The organism is Nocardioides sp. NBC_00163 (genome assembly GCF_045206295.1).
Taxonomy (GTDB): domain Bacteria; phylum Actinomycetota; class Actinomycetes; order Propionibacteriales; family Nocardioidaceae; genus Nocardioides.
Genome location: NZ_CP108155.1, coordinates 210,358 through 229,316, shown reverse-complemented (window position 1 = coordinate 229,316; position 18,959 = coordinate 210,358). Strand labels below are relative to the sequence as shown.

Annotated in this window: 20 protein-coding genes; 6 read left to right on the top strand and 14 right to left on the bottom strand. The window is 68.9% G+C overall.

The genetic code is table 11. The annotated features are described in order from the left end of the window. Window positions 1-15: 15 nt before the first annotated feature. Window positions 16-798 (bottom strand): SDR family NAD(P)-dependent oxidoreductase, encoded by a 783-nt coding sequence (locus OG801_RS01145; protein WP_406033027.1) that lies wholly within the window; start codon window positions 796-798, stop codon window positions 16-18. Between the two features lie 144 nt (window positions 799-942). Between OG801_RS01145 and OG801_RS01140 the strand changes: the two genes are divergently transcribed. Both OG801_RS01140 and OG801_RS01135 read left to right on the top strand, forming a co-directional pair. Further along, window positions 943-1,836 carry an AraC family transcriptional regulator N-terminal domain-containing protein gene (locus OG801_RS01140; RefSeq protein ID WP_406033025.1) on the top strand — a complete coding sequence of 298 codons (894 nt, stop codon included), beginning with the start codon at window positions 943-945 and terminating at the stop codon, window positions 1,834-1,836. Between the two features lie 41 nt (window positions 1,837-1,877). Then, complete coding sequence (locus OG801_RS01135) at window positions 1,878-2,699, top strand: arylamine N-acetyltransferase (RefSeq protein ID WP_406033024.1); 822 nt, start codon at window positions 1,878-1,880, stop codon at window positions 2,697-2,699. Here OG801_RS01135 and OG801_RS01130 read toward each other — a convergent pair. From OG801_RS01130 to OG801_RS01120, 3 genes are read right to left on the bottom strand one after another with little or no spacing between them, the layout of a single operon-like run. Then, entirely contained in the window at window positions 2,689-3,528 is an 840-nt protein-coding gene (locus OG801_RS01130; RefSeq protein ID WP_406033022.1) for an alpha/beta hydrolase, read from the bottom strand. The two genes, OG801_RS01135 and OG801_RS01130, sit on opposite strands and share 11 nt — an antisense overlap. A gap of 26 nt (window positions 3,529-3,554) precedes the next feature. After that, entirely contained in the window at window positions 3,555-4,391 is an 837-nt protein-coding gene (locus OG801_RS01125) for an alpha/beta fold hydrolase (protein ID WP_406033019.1), read from the bottom strand. Further along, window positions 4,388-5,251, bottom strand: coding sequence for an alpha/beta fold hydrolase (locus tag OG801_RS01120; protein WP_406033017.1), 864 nt, complete (start codon window positions 5,249-5,251; stop codon window positions 4,388-4,390). The genes OG801_RS01125 and OG801_RS01120 overlap by 4 nt, the downstream gene beginning before the upstream one ends. A 243-nt stretch (window positions 5,252-5,494) precedes the next feature. Between OG801_RS01120 and OG801_RS01115 the strand changes: the two genes are divergently transcribed. Beyond that, entirely contained in the window at window positions 5,495-6,403 is a 909-nt protein-coding gene (locus tag OG801_RS01115) for a helix-turn-helix domain-containing protein (RefSeq protein ID WP_406033016.1), read from the top strand. On the opposite strand, the gene OG801_RS01110 is transcribed toward OG801_RS01115, so the two are convergent. Next, complete coding sequence (locus tag OG801_RS01110; RefSeq protein WP_406033014.1) at window positions 6,400-6,822, bottom strand: hypothetical protein; 423 nt, start codon at window positions 6,820-6,822, stop codon at window positions 6,400-6,402. The genes OG801_RS01115 and OG801_RS01110 overlap by 4 nt on opposite strands. After that, window positions 6,809-7,180, bottom strand: a complete 372-nt coding sequence (locus OG801_RS01105) for a hypothetical protein (protein ID WP_355019510.1) — start codon at window positions 7,178-7,180, stop codon at window positions 6,809-6,811. The genes OG801_RS01110 and OG801_RS01105 overlap by 14 nt, the downstream gene beginning before the upstream one ends. 283 nt (window positions 7,181-7,463) lie before the next feature. Here OG801_RS01105 and acnA point away from each other — a divergent pair, with 283 nt between their 5' ends. Further along, window positions 7,464-10,154 carry an aconitate hydratase AcnA gene (gene acnA / locus OG801_RS01100; protein WP_406033011.1) on the top strand — a complete coding sequence of 897 codons (2,691 nt, stop codon included), beginning with the start codon at window positions 7,464-7,466 and terminating at the stop codon, window positions 10,152-10,154. A 73-nt stretch (window positions 10,155-10,227) separates the two neighbouring features. Here the strand turns inward: acnA and OG801_RS01095 are convergent, their stop codons facing one another. The 3 genes from OG801_RS01095 to OG801_RS01085 form a co-directional block, all read right to left on the bottom strand. Then, a complete protein-coding gene (locus OG801_RS01095; RefSeq protein WP_406033009.1) occupies window positions 10,228-11,034 on the bottom strand; it encodes an endonuclease/exonuclease/phosphatase family protein in 807 nt (268 codons plus the stop codon). A gap of 115 nt (window positions 11,035-11,149) precedes the next feature. Beyond that, window positions 11,150-11,836, bottom strand: coding sequence for a hypothetical protein (locus OG801_RS01090; protein ID WP_355019508.1), 687 nt, complete (start codon window positions 11,834-11,836; stop codon window positions 11,150-11,152). Next, window positions 11,833-12,060 carry a hypothetical protein gene (locus tag OG801_RS01085; RefSeq protein WP_355019507.1) on the bottom strand — a complete coding sequence of 76 codons (228 nt, stop codon included), beginning with the start codon at window positions 12,058-12,060 and terminating at the stop codon, window positions 11,833-11,835. Before OG801_RS01085 ends, OG801_RS01090 begins: the two co-directional genes overlap by 4 nt. Before the next feature lie 86 nt (window positions 12,061-12,146). On the opposite strand from OG801_RS01085, the gene OG801_RS01080 reads away from it, so the two are divergent. Then, entirely contained in the window at window positions 12,147-12,452 is a 306-nt protein-coding gene (locus OG801_RS01080) for an MTH1187 family thiamine-binding protein (protein ID WP_406033007.1), read from the top strand. A gap of 169 nt (window positions 12,453-12,621) precedes the next feature. Here OG801_RS01080 and OG801_RS01075 read toward each other — a convergent pair whose 3' ends face one another. Then, window positions 12,622-13,113: a (2Fe-2S)-binding protein gene (locus OG801_RS01075; protein WP_350720292.1), complete on the bottom strand. Its 492-nt coding sequence runs from the start codon at window positions 13,111-13,113 to the stop codon at window positions 12,622-12,624. An 8-nt stretch (window positions 13,114-13,121) separates the two neighbouring features. After that, window positions 13,122-15,443, bottom strand: a complete 2,322-nt coding sequence (locus OG801_RS01070) for a molybdopterin cofactor-binding domain-containing protein (protein ID WP_406033005.1) — start codon at window positions 15,441-15,443, stop codon at window positions 13,122-13,124. A 224-nt stretch (window positions 15,444-15,667) separates the two neighbouring features. On the opposite strand from OG801_RS01070, the gene OG801_RS01065 reads away from it, so the two are divergent. Beyond that, complete coding sequence (locus tag OG801_RS01065) at window positions 15,668-16,903, top strand: PucR family transcriptional regulator (RefSeq protein WP_406033003.1); 1,236 nt, start codon at window positions 15,668-15,670, stop codon at window positions 16,901-16,903. On the opposite strand, the gene OG801_RS01060 is transcribed toward OG801_RS01065, so the two are convergent. From OG801_RS01060 to OG801_RS01050, 3 genes are all read right to left on the bottom strand, one after another. Further along, a complete protein-coding gene (locus OG801_RS01060) occupies window positions 16,900-17,115 on the bottom strand; it encodes a hypothetical protein (RefSeq protein ID WP_355019503.1) in 216 nt (71 codons plus the stop codon). The two genes, OG801_RS01065 and OG801_RS01060, sit on opposite strands and share 4 nt — an antisense overlap. Before the next feature lie 212 nt (window positions 17,116-17,327). Continuing rightward, on the bottom strand, window positions 17,328-18,044 hold the full coding sequence (locus tag OG801_RS01055) for a phosphonatase-like hydrolase (protein WP_406033001.1): 717 nt from the start codon (window positions 18,042-18,044) through the stop codon (window positions 17,328-17,330). Further along, the gene (locus OG801_RS01050; RefSeq protein ID WP_406032999.1) at window positions 18,041-18,799 is read right to left on the bottom strand and encodes a GntR family transcriptional regulator; all 759 of its coding nucleotides are present in this window, start codon (window positions 18,797-18,799) and stop codon (window positions 18,041-18,043) included. Before OG801_RS01050 ends, OG801_RS01055 begins: the two co-directional genes overlap by 4 nt. Window positions 18,800-18,959: the final 160 nt, after the last annotated feature.

Below are 18,959 nucleotides of genomic sequence, written 5' to 3'. Positions count from 1 at the left end.
TCGCGGCCGGGCCGGTCAGAAGTTGTAGCCGCCGGAGACCTCGATCTCCTGGGCGGTCACCCACCGTCCCTCCTCGGAGGCCAGCGCTGCGATCATCAGCCCGACGTCCTCGGGCTCGCCGATCCGGCCGAGCGCCGTCTGTTCGGCGATCGCGGGGATCATCTCGGGATGCTTGGCGAACGCGTCACCGCCGAGCCGGGTGCGGGTGACGCCGGGGGAGACAGCGTTGACCCGGATCCCGCGCGGGCTGAGCTCCTTGGCCAGGTAGCGGGTCAGCGTCGCCATGCCACCCTTCGAGATCGCGTACGCCGAGTAGCCCGGCGTGAGCCCGGCCCCGGTCGCGTTGCTGGTGACGTTGACGACCGCCCCGCCGTCCGCGAGCAGTGGCAGAAGCGACTGGGTGAGGAAATAGGGACCACGCAGGTTGACCTCCATGAAGGCGTCGAACTGCTCCTCGGTGGTGTCGGAGAACATCAACGGAACCCCGCCGACGCCGGCATTGTTGACGAGCGCGGTGAGGCGATCGGTCTGCCAGCGCTCGGCCAGCACCTCGCTGACCTGGTCGCGGAATTCGGGGAAGGACTCAGGGCGGACGATGTCCAGGGGGAGTGCGACGGCGACACCGCCGAGCTCGGTGATCTCGTCGATGACCTGGCGTGCTCCATCGGGGTTGCGGTTGTACGTGATGACGACTCCGGTGCCACGAAGGGCGAGCTGGACTGCGGCGCCACGTCCGATCCCGGAGCTGGCTCCGGTGACCACGGCGACGGGGACGGTGGGCGTTGATGATGCAGACATGTGGTCGGTCTCTCTGGTCGGTTGGAGGAGATGTCACCCAGCCAACCGTCCGGAGCGCTTCAGAAGTAGACGGATCCTCCTCTGCTCTTGCCTGATCCTGCTTGGTCAGGCACGAACCGGCATGCCACCTGGTTCACTGTCCACATGTCGATGGAGCAGTTGCGGAGCCTGATCGCCCGGCACGCCCAGCGGGGGACGAGCACCGCCGCGAGCGGCGTTCTGGTGTCGATGGTGACCGGTCCCGGTGATCCGGCGGCGGTGTCTCTCTCCGGCACGGTGTTCGCCCTGATCGCCCAGGGGCGCAAGACTCTCTCTGTCGGCGACCGGATCCATGAGTACGGACCCGGTCAGTTCCTGGTGACCTCCCTGGACCTTCCGGTGAGAGGTCACTACACAGAGGCGAGCGTGCAGCGCCCCGCGCTCGGCTTCGGCCTACGGCTGCGGCCGTCGGTGATCGCCGAGCTGCTGCTCGATCCTGCGGCCGAGCCCGTCTGGCGCCGCTCCTCTGACGCCGCGCCGGCACTCGCGGTGAGTAGGGCGGACGAGGATCTGATCGACGCCGCGGTCCGCATGCTGCGGCTGTTGGACCGCCCGCGGGACATCCGGGTGCTGGCGCCGCTGATCGAGCGGGAGATCCTGTGGCGGCTGATGACGGGCGAGCAGGGCGCCACGGTGCGTCAGCTCGGTCTGGCAGACAGTCGTCTCCACGACGTCGGCCGGGCGGTTCGCTGGATCCGCGACAACCCCGCCGACCCGGTATCGGTCGCGGAGCTCGCGCGGATGGCGGGGATGAGCGAGTCGGCCTTCCACCGCACCTTCCGCACGGTCACGGGCATGAGCCCGATCCGGTTCCAGAAGCAGCTGCGCCTGCACGAGGCGCGGGTGATCCTCGCGGGGCGGGCGGGCGACGTCACCGGGGTCGCGCACGCGGTCGGCTACCAGAGCGCCTCGCAGTTCAGTCGGGAGTACCGGCGCCAGTACGGCGTGCCGCCGAGCGCTCATGTCGGCGACACGGGTTCGGCGCGCACGGACACATAGTCCGTTGCGGGTATGGCGAGATGCCGGTAGAGATTCATCCTGTGAGCGATGACCTGTGGGGGACCGACCGGCTCGACCTGATGGCGTATCTCGACCGGATCGGGGTGGCCGAGCCACCCGGCCCTTCCCGGGATGCGCTGGAGGAGATCTATGACGCCCACCTCCGCACCTTCACCTTCGACAACATCGACGTGCTGCTCGACCAGCATCCCGGCGTAGACCTTCCCGACGTGCAGCAGAAGTTCGTGGGCCGGGGGAGAGGCGGCTACTGCTTCGAGCACGGCACGCTGTTCGCGGCGGTGCTGGACCGGCTGGGCTTCGCCGTCGAGCGGCGGCTGGCGCGGGTGGGCGCCGACCCGACCGCGGCGGGACGTACGCATCTGGTGGCCATCGTCGAGCTCGACGGGGAGCGGCTGCTGGCCGATCCCGGGTTCGGGCTGAGCGTGTGGCGTCCGATCCCACTGGTCGACGGGGCGGTCGACGAGGTCCGGGGCATCACCCATCGGGTGCGGTGGGGCGAGCACGGCTGGGCGCTGGAGCGGGCCAAGGACGATGGCTGGGACCTCATGCACACTCACGACGAGGCGTTGGTGGTGCCCAGCGACGTCGCGATCGGCCACCACTACACCAGCACCCACCCGACGGTGCACTTCCGTCACCGGCTGATCGTGACCAAGCTCCTCGAGGACCGACACCTCAGCCTCACCCACAACACCGTCACCATCCGCCGTGAGGGCGAGGAGACCGAGCACCGCGAGATCGGGCTCGACGAGGTGATGGCCTACGTCGAGGAGCTCGCGGTGCCGCTCACCGACGACGAGCGGACACGCTTCCGGGAGCGGATCGTCGCCCTCAGGTCGTGACCGTGCCCGGCACCGGGGACGCGTTCCGAAGCGCCCAGTCCAAGGCGTGATCGGCCACCTCCTCCCACCCCGGAGCGGCACAGATCCAGTGGTCGCGGCCCTCGAACTCGTGGTAGTCGGTGACGGCCGGCGACTTGGAATAGTGCTTGGCGTTCGATCGGTTCACCGACGGCGGCATGATGTGGTCCTTCTCCCCGGCGATGAAGAGCAGCGGGGCGCGGTCGGCGCTGTAGTCGACCCAGGTGTCCTGGTGGCCCGGCTTGAAGTTGGCGAACAGCCCGTACTCCCACACCCAGTTGCCCGGGGCGCCGATCGCATAGCGCTCCCAGGCCTTCAGCGACTCCTCCTCGGTCAGGGTGTTGGTGAAGGCGTAGTGGAACTCCTCGGGGGTGAAGGCGACCGCCCGGTGCCGGTTGGCGGGGTTCTTCAGGGCCGGGAACAGGGAGCGGGCCTGGGAGATCGGGTTGACCCGTACGCCCTCGGTCGGTGCCGAGTCGACGACGACACCGGCGGCGCCGAGACCGCGGGCGAGCAGCAGTTGGGTCAAGGTTCCGCCGAAGGAGTGCCCGATGATGATCGGCGGATCGGGCAGTGACTCGACGACCTTCGCGAGGTGGTCGACGGTCTCAGGCACCGTCAGGTTCGCGATGACGTCCGGGTTCTCACGCAGCGCCTCGACCTCGATCTCGAAGCCGGGATAGGCGGGGGTGATCACCGTGAGGCCCTTGGCCTCATAGTGCTTCACCCATCCCTCCCAGCTGCGTGGGGTCATCCACAGTCCGTGAACGAGTACGACGGTGTCGGGCTTGGTGGTAGGAAGGTCTGGCATGGCGTGCTCCTTGGCTGATCTGTCTGTCATGAGTCGAGAAACCGGAGCAGGTCGGCGTTGAGCTGCTCCTTGTGGGTGTCGGCGATGCCGTGCGGGGCGCCGGGGTAGACGATCAGCTGGGCGCCATCGACCAGTTCGGCCGACCGGCCGCCGCCCACGGCGAGTGGGACGATCTGGTCGTCGTCGCCGTGGATGACCAGGGTCGGGACGTCGATCAACGCGAGGTCGTCGCGGAAGTCGGTCGCCGAGGACGCCGCGATGCACTCGTAGGCGTTCCGTGTGCCTGCCTGAAGCCCCTGCAGCCAGAACGAGTCGCGTACGCCCCGTGAGACGACGGCGCCTGCACGGTTGTTGCCGAAGAACGGGCCGTCGGCGAGGTCGCGGTAGAGCTGGGATCGGTCGGCCCGCGAGCCGGTGCGCAGTTCGTCGAAGACCTCTGCCGGTAGACCCTCGGGGTTGTCGGACGTACGGGTCATGAAGGGCGGCACGGCCGAGACGAGGACCAGCTGGCGCACCCGGCCGGACCCGTGGCGAGCCAGGAAACGGACCACTTCCCCGCCTCCGGTGGAGAAGCCCACCAGGGTGACCTCTCGCAGGTCGAGGGTCGAGAGCAGGCACTCCAGGTCGTCGGCGTAGGTGTCCATGTCATTGCCCTCCCACGTCTGGGTGGACCGGCCGTGGCCACGCCGGTCGTGGGCGATCGATCGATAGCCGTGCTCGGCCAGGAAGAGCTGCTGCGACTCCCAGCTGTCGGCATTGAGTGGCCAGCCATGGGACAGGACGACGGGTCTGCCGCTGCCCCAGTCGCGATAGTGGATCTCGGTGCCGTCGTCGGTGATGATGGCGTTCATCACCGTGCTCATGGCCGGTGGTTCCGGGTGGTGGCGTACGCGGCTTGGAGGATCATCTCGGTGGTGGCTCGTGGGTGGCTCATCATCGCGACGTGCGAGCTGTCCACCGTGCGGGTCCGAGCCTCGGCACGCTCAGCCATCGCGGCCTGGGCGGGCGGCGGGATGAGCTGGTCGTCGCCGGCGATCAGATACCAGGACGGCACCGTCCGCCAAGCCGGTTCGGCAGACGGCGTGATCAGTGCCCCGAACGTCGCGGGCCGCTGGCCGGCAGCCATCGCCACCGTCTGGGCGCGCGGCAGATCATGGGCGAAGATCGAGCGGAACGCCTGCGGATCGACGTACACGTCGCCGTCACCTTCGGGCGCACCCGGATAGGGACGGACGATGATGTGCTCGAGCAGGTCGGAGTGCCCACCGCCGAGCTCGTTGGCCTCGGCGACGTTCTCGCCCTCGTCCAGGGCGTACGCGGCGACGTAGACAAGCGCTCTGACGTCCGGGTTCCCGGTGGCGGCGTTCGTGATCACCGCGCCGCCGTAGGAGTGGCCGACCAGCACGATCGGTCCGGCGATGGTGGAGAGGAACGTCTTCAGGTACGCGGTGTCGGAGGTCAGGCCACGCAGCGGGTTGGGCGGCGCCAGGACCGGGTACCCCTTCGCGGCCAAGCGGGTGGCGACATCGTTCCAGCCCGAGGCGTCGGCGAAGGCACCGTGGACGAGGACGACGGTCGGCTTGGCCGCCGTGTCTCCGGCAGCGACCGCCGCGCCGGCTCGCGAGGACTGGGTTGCGCCCGTCAGGAGAGCGGCCAGCAGAACGAGGATCGGCACCAGCACGGCTGGACGGGCCGTGCTCGACAGTGAGAGTGGTCGGGACATCGAATGCTCCTTGGTCGGATGTGCAGGTCGACACCACCCGATCGGTGCCCGTCCTCGATCCTGCGGCCGGTCGGCGACGCTCGGCCTCGGCCGCGGCCAGAAAGGGCGCGGAGGGACATGCTCCGTGCACCCAGGGACGCGGATTGGGAGATATCGTCGTCACATCGGGGCGACTCGGGCTCCCGTCGAAGGCCCGTTCTCCGAGTCCGGAAGGCTGCCATGCTCGTCTTCGACAGTGCTGCAGTGCCCGTGCGTGATCGCCGCGCGGCGATCACCGAGACCATCACCAGCGCGGCGTCCGCGACGTTCATGAGTCCTGACCGCGCGGGCGAGCGCCTCCACATGGCCATGGACCAGTGGGACATCGGTGGGGTGACCGTCTTCGACACCCGCTGTTCCGGCCACACCCTGCGCCGCTCACCCCGCAGCCCCGACCCGAGCGAAGAGGTCGTGCTGTTGACGTGCGGCCTGGAGGGTCGCGGCGTGCACCAGCATCTCGGTCACGACGTCTCGGTCGGGCCCGCCGGTGTGTGGGGCACGCTCGTGACCGAGCCCTACCTCCACCACGTGACCGACACCCGCACGCTGACGCTCAAGGTCCCGCTGCGTGTTCTCGGTATGCCCGAGGGCATGGTCGCCCCCGCTCTGGCGTCGATCGGCACGAGCCCGCTGGCGCCGCTGTTCTGGCACCATCTCGCCGGCGTACGCCGCGCGGCGGCCGACCTCAATGCCGTAGCCGCCGCCTCCTTGGGCGCCTCGACTCTCGCTCTCACGCGCGCCCTGCTGGCCAGCGTTTCCGGCGAGGATGACGGTAGCGAGGTGATCGAGGATGTCTTGCTGATGCGAGTGAAGGCGTACGTCGCCCAGCATCTCGGCGAGGCCGACCTCGACGCGTCTCGTATTGCGGCCGACCACCACGTCTCGGTTCGGCAGCTCTACAAGCTGTGCGCTCGTTCCGGTCTCCACCTCGAACAGTGGATCATCCGGCAGCGGCTCAGCCGGGCGCATGAAGACCTTGCCCGCCCCTACACCGGTGTCTCGGTCACTGGTGTGGCGCATCGCTGGGGCTTCAAGAGCGTTTCCCACTTCGCGCGCCGATTTCGCATCGCGTACGGGATGTCGCCGAGCGAATGGCTGGAGATGAGCCGCTAGATCTCGCCGACGATCCGCATCGCCATCGTCGGGTCGTCGGAGAGGTCGGTGATCAGCTGTCGGCGGTCCAGGACGGCCTCGTCCAGGTGCGGGCCGAGAGTGCCGAGCAGGTCACCGGTCGTGGTGACCGGCATCGCGTTGAGCACGCGCGGCGCGCGCCGGCCGGAGTACGGCACCACCCGAGCCAGTGCCCCGGCCACCGACCGGGTCGCCTCCGCGAACGGTGCGGTGATCGGGTCGGTGATGGGACTGAGCCAGTCCGCGGCACGCTCGGCCTCGGCGAGGGAGGTGCGCGCCTTCAGGTCCGCGAGGCGTACGTCCTCCAGGGCCTGCTCCAGACGACGCTGCTCCAGGAAGGCGAGAGCGACCGCGACACCGGCGCCGAGCACACCGAGCAGCGCGAGGCTAGCGACCAGCATGGACCTTGACCTCCGCCACCACGCCCTCGTCGGCGAGCCGCTCCCGCAGCGACTCCGCCGCCTGGTCGTAGACCATCTTGGAGAGCAGCGCCGGCCGTACCTTGTGCAGCATCGTGGCAGCCTTGGTCTGGGCCGAGGCCAGCTCGAGCGGGTTGAGGATGCGGATGCTCAGCAGCCGGTCCTCGGGCGGGAGCTCGGCATAGGCGGTGCGCGGGGCCGAGATGTCGGCCTGCTCCAGCCGCCACAGCAGACCGATGGTCTCAGCGCGCAGCGCCTTGTTGGCGCGCCGCAGGCGCCAGGCGACAGCGGCGGCGGCCACGGCGATCACCAGCGCCACGAGGGCGATCAGGGTGCTCAAGGCTCTCCTCGCATCACTAGTGCCCGACGAGTAGCGGCCCGGCGGGTCCGGTCGGACCAATCATGGAGCATCCGAGGATCGCTGTCAGCGGCGGTGGTCACAACACGGCGCGCCGGGGTGATTCGAAATGTCGTTCGACATCATGTATCTTGATATCAAGAGATCGACGGGTTGTTCCGTCGTAAAAGGTTAGGTGAGCCTTTGTTTTCCCGGCGTAGGTAGCCGGGGCAGGATGGGCCTCAAAGACTTGAATTCGTACGTCACTGTGGACGCGAGCAAGGAGATGAACGCGTTGGCCAGCAAGGACAGCTTCGGTGCCAAGAGCACCCTGGACGTGGACGGTAAGTCCTACGAGATCTTCCGCCTGGATGCGGTCAAGGGTGAGGGCCTCGACGTTCAGTCGCTGCCCTTCTCGCTGAAGGTGCTGCTGGAGAACCTCCTGCGCACCGAGGACGGCGCGAACATCACCGCCGACGACATCAAGGCCCTGGCGGGCTGGGACGAGACCGCCGAGCCCGACAAGGAGATCCAGTACACGCCGGCGCGCGTGATCATGCAGGACTTCACCGGCGTGCCCTGCATCGTCGACCTGGCCACCCTGCGCGAGGCCGCGGCCGAGCTCGGTGGCGACCCGACCAAGATCAACCCGCTCTCGCCCGCCGAGATGGTCATCGACCACTCCGTGATCGCCGAGGTCTTCGGCACCCCCGAGGCGTTCGAGCGCAACGTCGAGATCGAGTACGAGCGCAACCGCGAGCGCTACCAGTTCCTGCGCTGGGGCCAGACCGCGTTCGAGGACTTCAAGGTCGTCCCGCCGGGCACCGGCATCGTCCACCAGGTCAACATCGAGCACCTGGCCCGCACCGTCTTCACCCGCGAGGTCGACGGCGAGCTGCAGGCCTACCCCGACACCTGCGTCGGCACCGACTCGCACACCACCATGGTCAACGGCCTGGGCGTCCTCGGCTTCGGCGTCGGCGGCATCGAGGCCGAGGCCGCGCTGCTCGGCCAGCCGGTCTCCATGCTGATCCCGCGCGTGGTCGGCTTCAAGCTCAACGGCGACCTGCCCGAGGGCTCGACCGCGACCGACCTGGTGCTCACCATCACCGAGATGCTGCGCAAGCACGGTGTGGTCGGCAAGTTCGTCGAGTTCTACGGTGACGGCGTCACGGCGCTGCCGCTGGCCAACCGCGCCACCATCGGCAACATGAGCCCCGAGTTCGGCTCCACCATCGCGATCTTCCCGGTCGACGAGGAGACCATCAACTACCTCAAGCTCACCGGCCGCTCCGAGGAGCAGCTGGCGCTGGTGGAGAAGTACGCCAAGGAGCAGGGCCTCTGGCACGACCCGGCCGCCGAGCCGCGCTTCTCGGAGAAGCTCGAGCTCGACCTCTCCACGGTCGTGCCCTCGATCGCCGGCCCGAAGCGCCCGCAGGACCGCGTCTCGCTCACCGACGCCAAGACCTCCTTCGAGGGTCACCTGCCGACGTACACCTCCAAGGCGACCGACGCGAAGATCCCGGTCACCCTGGCCGACGGTCAGCAGTTCGACTTGGAGAACGGCGCGGTCACGATCGCCTCGATCACCTCCTGCACCAACACGTCCAACCCGTCGGTCATGATCGGCGCGGCGCTGCTGGCCAAGAAGGCCGTCGAGAAGGGCCTGACCCGCAAGCCGTGGGTCAAGACCACCCTCGCGCCGGGCTCGAAGGTCGTCACCGACTACTACGACAAGTCGGGCCTCACGCCCTACCTGGAGAAGGTCGGCTTCAACCTGGTCGGCTACGGCTGCGTGACCTGCATCGGCAACTCGGGCCCGATCATCCCCGAGGTCTCGGCCGCGGTGAACGAGCACGACCTCGCCGTCGTCTCGGTCCTCTCCGGCAACCGCAACTTCGAGGGTCGCATCAACCCCGACGTGAAGATGAACTACCTCGCGTCGCCGCCGCTGGTCATCGCCTATGCCCTGGCCGGCAACATGAACGTCAACCTGTTCGAGGATCCCCTCGGCCAGGACCAGGACGGCAACGACGTCTTCCTCAAGGACATCTGGCCGACCCCGGCCGAGGTCGAGGAGACCATCGCCACCGCGATCTCCTCCGACATGTTCACGAAGGACTACGCCGACGTCTTCGCGGGCGACGAGCGCTGGCAGAACCTGCCGACCCCGACCGGTGACACCTTCACCTGGGACGAGGAGTCGACCTACGTCCGCAAGGCGCCCTACTTCGACGGCATGGCCAAGGCCCCGGCCCCGGTCACCGACATCGATGGTGCTCGGGTGCTGCTGAAGCTGGGCGACTCGGTCACCACCGACCACATCAGCCCCGCGGGCAACATCAAGAAGGACTCGCCCGCCGGCAAGTACCTCATCGAGCACGGCGTCGAGCAGCGGGACTTCAACTCCTACGGCTCGCGCCGAGGCAACCACGAGATCATGATCCGCGGCACCTTCGCCAACATCCGGATCAAGAACCAGGTCGCCCCGGGCACCGAGGGTGGCTACACCCGCGACTTCACCCAGCCCGACGCTCCGGTCAGCTTCATCTACGACGCGGCGCAGAACTACGCCGCGGCCGGCACCCCGCTGGTCGTCCTCGGTGGCAAGGAGTACGGCTCCGGCTCGTCTCGCGACTGGGCCGCCAAGGGCACCTCGCTGCTCGGAGTCAAGGCGGTCATCACCGAGTCGTTCGAGCGGATTCACCGCTCCAACCTCATCGGCATGGGCGTCATCCCGCTGCAGTTCCCCAAGGGCGAGAACGCCGACAGCCTCGGCCTGACCGGTGAGGAGACCTTCTCGATCTCCGGCATCACCGCGCTCAACGAGGGTGTCACCCCGAAGACGGTCAAGGTCACCACCGACACGGGCGTCGAGTTCGACGCGGTCGTCCGCATCGACACCCCCGGTGAGGCCAACTACTACCGCAACGGCGGCATCCTGCAGTACGTCCTGCGCAGCCTGGTCAACGCCTGAGTCTGAGCCGACAAACGGCCCGTCACCCCGACTGGGGGTGGCGGGCCGTTTCGCGTCGGGCGCTCCGGAGAGCTCAGGGCTTGGGGATGACGGCGCGGGCAATCATCACGTCGTGGTCGGTGTAGGTCGCGCCCTCGATCTCGAGGGTCGGCTGGCCGGTGTTCCCGTAGACGTGCTGGATTCCGGGCAGCTGGGCGGCATCGTCGTCCGTCAGCGTCCAGAAGCCCTCGGGCGCGCAGGAGGCCTGCCGGTTCATGTCACCACCGAAGACGGTCGGGTTGGTGCGCGACTCGAGGACCGCGCGGAGCTCGCCGCACTGGAGGTTGTTGGCGGAGGCCGGGTCCGCCTCGCCGTCGGTGGACAGGTGCGTGGTGCACACGTCCACGCCGCGAGCGGTGGTCACGCAGAGCCAGCGGCGCTGCTCGGAGCCGTTCCAGCGGGAGTACGCCGCGTCCTGGGCGCTCATGATGGCCTCCTTGGTCAGCACCGCGTTGCCGAAGACGCCGCGTCCGCCGGGGGTCTTGCACTGGTAGGGAGCCGTCGGATAGAGGACGGTCGCGAACCGCATGTGGTAGCCGGTGCGCTCGGCGATCTTCTCGACGTCGCCGCTGCAGGCCTCGTTGAAGGTCACCGCGTTGACGTCGTTCTCCTGGATCCGCTCGACGGCCTCGTCGAGGATCTTCGGGTACTCGGTGTCGGGGTAGCAGCGGGCACCGCCGCTGAGGCAGAGGTTCATCTGCATGAGGGAGTACGGCGCGCCGACCTGAGCCGGCCTCTCGGGCGTCGCGGCCCATGCGGGGGCGGCCATCGAGAACGCGGACAGCACGATGAGGACCAGCGCGGTCAGGGCGCGGACGGCGAGCAGGCGTGGAGTGTTCACGTGCTGACGAAACCAGCCCTCCCACCTGCGCGGAAAGGCTACGCGGGAGTCGTTCAGCCAACGCTCACGTGTGTGAACCCCGGCATCCGCCGCGAGGTCACCGAAGGCCAGCGTCTCAGGTCAGTGAGGCGATCCTGGCGCGGCTGTCCTCGTGGAGCGCGGCGAGGAGGGCATCGGCGGCCTCGCCGTGCTCGGCCGTGGCGGCAGCGATCTCCGCAACGGTCTCGTCGGAGAGCCCAGCGAGGATCGGGTCGACCACGGAGGGCTCGTCGATGAAGAGCGCGAGCTCGAGGATCTCGGCGCCCGAGGCGCCGTCGACGACCTCGAGCGACGTCTCGGGGCGTACGACGCCGGTGAACCTGGCCAGGGTGAGCAGGTGCCCCTCGGACAGCAGGCGGCGGCCGACCTCGACGACGAGCGCGCTGTCGAGCTTGGCGATGATGCCCTCGACCCGGCTCGGGTCGAGGTGGACGGAGAGCTCGGCGAGGAACTCCGGCTTCAGGTGGCCGGCCAGCTTCGCGGCGTCGGCCGGGTCCATGACCGCCGCGACGCGGGCGCTGAGCATGGGGCCCATCGCGAACTCGGTGATCTTGGCGGTGACGGCCGCAGGGAGCTTCTTGCTGACCGCGGCCAGCCCCTTCACCCGGGACTCGTGACGGCTGAACATCGCGTGCGAGACGATCCCGCGCAGGTCGCGGAGGTCATCGGGGGAGGTGGTGGCGAACTCGGCGAGCTCGGCCTCGTCCACGTGCATCTCGTGGGCGAGCTTGGTGATCTCCAGCGCGCTGGTCAGGGCGGTCATCGGCTACCTCCGAGCATCTTCTGGACGACCCCGCGCAGCATCTTCGGCACCAGCTTCAGTGCCTCGTCGAGGGAGGCGTCGAACGCCTTGTCCTCCGCGGCCATCGCTCCCTGGACCAGATCGTCGAACCGGCCCAGCTGCTGGTCGTCGTACGCCTCCAGCGGCGCGAGCCGCGTGGCCGGCACGCCCAGCGTGGCAGCGAGCCGGTCGAGTCCCTCACTCATCGGTTCCTTCCCGCCGGCGGTGCACCTTCGGCCCCCGGCGGCGCCACTATATGCAGGCCGCCGAAACGTTTGGATAGTGTTTCGACATGCTCGTCGCCTTCTCGATCGCCCCCACGACCACCGACGACCCCGACGGTTCGGTGGCCGCGTCTGTCGCGGAGGCGATCCGCATCGTCCGCGAGTCCGGACTGCCCAACGAGACCAACGCCATGTTCACCAACCTGGAAGGTGAGTGGGACGAGGTCATGAGTGTCATCAAGCAGTGCGTCGACGCGGTCGCCGCCGTCACCCCGCGGGTCGGGCTGGTGCTCAAGGCCGACATCAGGCCCGGCTACACCGGCCAGCTCACCGCGAAGGTCGAGCGGATCGAGCAGAAGCTCTCCGGAGACTGACCTGAGAGCGCGTTCGGGAACCCGGAAGCGCCGGCCAGGCGCCGCCCATCACGCACGCTCGCGGCGTTGTCGTCGGTCGACGGCCAACACCGGGCCGCCTCCCTCCTCCGCCTTGCGATCGCACGCACTGGACGACGCCTGACTCGACGCCGAGTTCCCGAACGCGCTCTTAGAGCCCCCGGGCCATCGCGTCCTGTCCGGTCTTGATGGCCTCCCGGATCCGGGAGTACGTCCCGCAGCGGCACACGTTGCGGATCGTGTCGAGGTCGGCCTCGGTGATGGCGCGGCCCTCCTTGCGGACCTTGTTGACGAGGGCGACGGCGGTCATGATCTGGCCGGGCTGGCAGTAGCCGCACTGGGCGACGTCGTGCTCGAGCCAGGCCTCCTGCATCGGGTGCAGGCCGTCGCCGGGCGCGGTGTCGGCAAGCCCCTCGATGGTGGTGATCTCGTCGTCGGCGCCGATGTCGGCGACACGCACCGAGCACGGGTTGAACGCCTTGCCGTTGATGTGCGACGTACAGGCCTTGCAGACGTTGATGCCGCAGCCGTACTTCGGGCCGGTGACACCGAGGACATCGCGCAGCACCCACAGGATGCGGACGTCGTCCTCGACGTCGACGGTGACGGTCTCGCCGTTGAGCTGGAAGGTGTGAGAAGGCATCGAAGACCTCAGAACGTGTAGGCGAGGCCGTCGGTCGGCGACTCGGGGACGGACGGGATGAAGGACTTGGGCTCGAAGTGGAGCGGCTCGTGGAAGTTGATCGGGAACTCCGTCGGCACCTCGCCGGTCGCGCGGGCGTAGGCACACGCGACGGCGGCCATCGAAGCGGCCACCCCGGCCTCACCGACGCCGCCCGGCTGGCTGCCGTGCGACTCCATCACCTCGCACTCGAACTCGAACGGCACGTTCCACTGCCGGGTGTAGGCCGAGTTGTCCCAGCTGGCCTCCAGGAACTGCCCGTCGACCAGGTGGTTGCTGTAGGTCAGCGCCTGGCACATCCCGTCGGAGAAGCCACCCATCATCTGGGCCTTCACGCCGGCCGGGTTGATCACCAGGCCGACATCGGCGACCACGACGGCCTTGGTGATCCGAGGTCCGGTGACCGCGTCGCGCACCTCCCGGTTGACCGTCTCGGGGCGGCAGTCGATCTCGACGAGGACGGCGGTGGCGCCCTTGTACTCCTTGTGGATGGCGATGCCCTGCGCCGTGCCGGCGGGCATCGAGCGGCCCCAGTCGCCGAGCTCGGCGGCGCGGTCGAGCACCCGCTTGACGGTGTTGCTCTTGAGGTACCTGCGCCGGAACGCGACCGGGTCCAGCTTCAGCTTCTTGGCGAGCTGGTCGACCATCAGCTCGCTGGCCGTGGCGACGTCGGGGGAGTAGATGTTGCGGACCGAGCTGGTGTTGAACCGGTCGACCGCGGGCTTCGGCTCGTTGAGCAGCTGGGTGACGACCCCGAAGTTGTAGGGCAGCTCGGTGGCGAGCATGAAGATCGACTCCGAGAAGGTCAGATTCGACAGACCGGTCGGCAGCGCCGCCACCTCCGCGGTCAGCCGCTCGCCAAGACCATGGGTGAAGTCACAGGCCACGCTGGCGTGGCGCTGCTCGAAGGTGAGGATGCTGCCGGCCAGCACCGTCGCCCGGATCTGGGAGACCGCCATCGGGTGCACCCGACCCTGGCGCGGCTCGTCGGCGCGGTGCCACATCAACTTGACCGGCGCGCCGAACGCCTTGGACGCGTGGGCGGCCTCGACGGCGGCGTCGCTGAACAGCTTGCGCCCGAAGGACCCGCCGCCCTGGACCACGTTGACCTCCACGCTGGTCTGCGGGAGGCCGAGCGCCTTGGCGATCCTGCCCTGGGCGTCGATCGGCGACTTCAGGCCTCCCCAGACGGTGGCCTTGCCGTCGCGTACGTCGGCGACCGCGCAGTTGGGCTCGAGGGCCGAGCCGCTGCGGAAGTGGAAGGTGAACTCGCCGTCGACCGAGGTCGCCCCGATCTTCGGCACCGCCAGCGGGATCTGCCCGGCCTTGAGCTCTTGCTTGATGTGCTTGGCCGACATCGTGGTCACGGTGCCGGAGTTCCAGGTCACGTCCAGCGCGCGCACGGCGTCGATGCACTGACCGAAGGTCTTGGCCCGGACCGCGACGCCGGTGGGGATGATCTCGACGTGGGTGACGCCGGGCATCGTCTCGACCTCGCCCTTGTTGTTGATCGACTCCGGCGTGCCGTTGAGCTCGGGTGCGCGGCAGACCATCGTGGGCAGCGCGTTGGGGACGTCGAGGTCCATCGCGAACTTCTTCTTGCCAGTCACGGCGGCGCGCGCGTCGACGCGGCGATGGGGCTTGCCGACGATCTGGTGATCCGAGGTCTCCTTCAGCTCGACCTCGACCTTCTCGGTCGTCGGCTGCGCCGCCTTGGCGGCGGCCTCGCCGTACGTCACCGAGGACCCGTCCGGGAGGCTGATCACGCCGTCCTTGGAGATCAGCTGAGTCACCGCGCCCCCGAGCAGGATCGCGGCCGCCTCGAGCAGCGCCTTGCGGGCGATGGCGGCGGCCACGCGGACCGGGGTGTACATCGAGATGATCGTGTTGGAGCCGCCGGTCAGCTGGTTGAAGAGCAGCTCAGGACGGGCCGGCGCCAGGGTGACGTGCACGTGGTCGACCGGGAGGTCGAGTTCCTCGGCGATCAGCATGGCCACGGCCGTGGTGATGCCCTGGCCTACCTCCATCCGCGGGAGTGCGAAGTGGGCGTGCCCCTTCTCGTCGACCTCGATCGCGATCAGGTTCGAGGTCGGCATCGCGCAGTGGGTCAAGAAGTCGTTGAGGTCATAGACCTCGGGGACCTGCGGCACCGAGGGCACCGGCACCGCGTGGGCGGCCGAGGGAGCCAGCCCCAGGTCTGCGGCTGCGATCAGCGTGGTTCCGCCGATGACGTATCCGACGAACGATCGTCTGGAGACCCGAGCAGGGCCATCCGGGTTGTGCGTCCCCATGTGTAATCACTCCTGGCGTGGGCAGGGTCCGAGTTTTGTGACCCCCGACACATAGCACCATTCACCAGCCAGATCTCGGTTGGGAAGGGCGCGTCGGGAAATGTGTGAGGGCGCGACAACGCCGATGGAGACAGATCACAAACCGGGTTGAGCGTGACTGTCGCCACACTCGCGCGTTGATCTGGTTGACGCCGCAACCGCCAGCGAGACACCGAGGGAGCGCGATGAGCACGGAGCCGATCAAACGCATCGTCGCGGGCATCAGGGAGGACCTCCCGCACACGGTGGAGCTGTTCCTCAAGCACAACTGGGACCAGGTGCCGGCCTACGCCGTCAGCCCTGATCCCGAGCTGCGCAAGGAGGTCGGCGACCATGCCGAGGCGGTCTTCCTGGCGGTGCTGACGACGCTGGAGGAGGGGCGGGCGGCCGTACGCGAGGACTTCCAGTTCACGGTGGACCAGGCGACCCGCCGAGTTCGTCAGGGGGTCGCGCTCGCCGACTTCCTGCAGGCCTTCCGCATCGGTCAGGTGGCGCTGTGGGAGCGCATCGTCGAGATCGCTGCCACGGACCCGGAGACCAGTCGCGCGGCGCTCCCGGTGGCCTCGCACGTGATGCAGGTGATCGAGGTCGGCAGTACGGTCGCGGCCGAGGCCTACCTCGCCGCCCACCAGGTCGAGCTCGCCGAGGGCGACCGGATCCGCCGGGACCTCGTCGAGGACCTGCTCGCCGGACGCGGGGTCCGGCCGGGGCCGATGCTCGAGGTCGCCCGCAGGTGCGGCCTGGAACCGGATGACCGGATCATCGTCCTGGTCGCGGTGCCGGTGCGGCCGCTACGCCCGGGGCGGAGCCTGAGGGAGGCGCTGCGGCACGTGCGCACCGAGCTGGGCCCGTCGCGGGAGGGGGTCACGGTGATCCGCCAAGAGTTGCTCGTCGGGATCCTGCCCGTCGCCACCGACGACGTCAGGACGGTCGTGCCCGACCTGCGACGGATCTACCGCCATCTCGCCCGGGAGGGATTCGACCTGGCCGTGGGCGTCAGCACCGTGCATGCCGGCCTGGGCGCGGCGCCCGCCGCGTACGCCGAGGCAGGGATCGCTCGCGACGTCCTCGGTGCGGATCCCGGCGTGATGGCGCTGTCGATGATCTCGACGATCGACTACCTGGTGCTGCGCGAGGATCCGACCGCTCGCCGCCTGGTGCGCCCGGCGCTGCGCCAGTTCGTCGAGGAGGACCTCGCGCGTGACAGCGTGATGATCGAGACCATGCTGGCGTACGTCGCCTGCGACCTCAACGCCAAGCTGGCCGCCGAGCGTCTGCATGTCCACGTCAACACCGCCTACCACCGGCTCGAGCGGATCTCTGAGCGCACCGGCTGCGACCTGCGCCGGTTCGCCGACGTCGAAGAGCTGATCTTCGCGATCCGGCTCCTCACCGAGCCTCGCGGTGTAGCGAGAGCCTAGGCCTGGGCGGAGGCCGGCTTGCGGCCGTAGAACCAGTAGACCGCCGCGCCGAGCAGGTTGGTGCTGCCCCACAGCCGCCACAGCATCCGCGGTCCGCGGATCTCGTCGTCGGAGCGCGTCTGCAGGTCCCGCAGGATCACCGGAGCGACTGCCGCCTGGGCCATGAGCGCGCCGGTGGTCAGGATCGCCTTCTGCTTCTTGGTCAGTGCCATGGAGCCAGTCTTTGCCTTGGCTTGTGTCCAGTCAAGGAAGGTAGGTTTCGAGCGTGTTCGAGAACCCGGATGCGCCGGCCGGGCGCTGCCCAGTACGCACGCTCGCTGCGTTCTCGTCGGTCGACGGCCAACACCGGGCCGCCTCCCTCCTCCGCCTTGCGATCGCACGCACTGGACAACGCCCGACTCGACGCCGGGTCCCCGAACACGCTCTACAGGAGTGTCGGCAGGTCGGCGGTGGAGGGGAGGAGGTGGGTGTGCGGCTCGGTGGCGAGCCGGTCGTGGGTGAAGGAGCCGGTGGCGACGCCGACGACGAAGCCGGCCCCGGCGTTGGTGCCGGCGCCGAGGTCGTTGGGGGTGTCGCCGGCGACCAGGACGCGGCGTACGTCCTGGACGCCGGTGGCCTCCATGCAGTGGAAGACGAGGTAGGGGGCGGGGCGGCTGGCGGAGACGAGGTCGGAGGTGATGAGGGCGTCGACGGTCGACTCGGCGCCGGGGCCGACGGTCCAGCCGAGGCCGTCGAGGATGGCGGCGGCGATCTCGGTGGAGTAGCCGGTCTGCAGCGCGACCTTGACGCCTCGTGAGCGCAGCGTCGCGAACATCTCGGGCACACCCGGGAACGGCTGCGGCGGGGTCTCCCGGTAGGCGGTGACGAGGCGCTCGCCGAAGCCGTCGAAGATCTTGTCGACCTGGGCGGTCGTCGGGTCCTGGCCGAGCCCGCGCAGCAGTCCCTGGATCGCCTCCCACTTCGAGGTGCCCTTCCACTGCAGCAGCAGGTCGTGGGGGACCGGCTCGCCGACGGCGTCCGCGACGGTCGACTCGAGCACGTCGTAGACCAGCCCGCCCTCGTCGACGGTGGTGCCGGCCATGTCGAGGGCGGCTAGGTCGAAGCGGAGCCCGAGACGGTTGGCGGGGTCGTAGGCGGTCACGAGATCTCCTTGAGGATGCGTACGTCGGGGCGGATCCCCGCCGCGGACGGGCGGGTGTTGTCGATGGTGAACGTGACCCGGTCGGGCCGGTAGCGGTCGTCGGCGTACTCCAGCGGCGTGCCGTCGGTGGCGGTCGCTCGGCGGCGCTCGCGCAGGAGCGGGCTGCCCACCTCGATGTCGAGCAGGTCGGCGTCGGTCTCGTCGGCCGCGACCGCGTCCATGGTGTGGCGCGCGGCGTGCAGGTCGACGCCTGCGGCGGTCAGATATCCGTAGAGCGAGCCGGTGTCGGGGTCGAAGTCGAAGAGCAGCCGCCCGACGCGCTCGACGAAGGTGCTGCGCTCGAGCATCGCGGGTTGGCCGTCGAGCAGACGGAGCCGCAGCACGTCGACGACCGGGTCACCCTCATCGATGTCGAGCGCCTCGGCGGCAGCGGCGGTGGCGCCGCGCCGGGCGACCTCGATGGTGCGCTGGCCGGGGGTGTGGCCGATCTGCTGCACCCACGCGCTGAACGAGATCAGCTGCTCGAAGGGCTGCCCGAGCGCGGTGTCGCGCACGGTCGGAGGACGTCCTTGGCCGCCGCTGAGCAGGCCCTCGCGGCGCAGGCTCGCCAGTGCCGTACGGATGGTGCCGCGGGAGGCGCCGAACTGCTCGCAGAGCTGCGCCTCGGAGGGGATCGGAGCGCCGGTCGGCAGCTCGCCGGCGATGATCCGGGCACGGATGGCCTCGGCGACCTGGACGTGCAGCGGGCTACTCATGGGCAGCAGGCTACAACTTGATCAGACAAGTGTGATGAAGCGATTCGTGAACGCCCGGAAAACGCTCCGAGGACCAAACGGTGCGCAGGAAAACGACCGGTTAACTTGTATGTACATGTTCATCGGGACTGTTGACCAGGCTGCCGCGAGACAGAAGTGT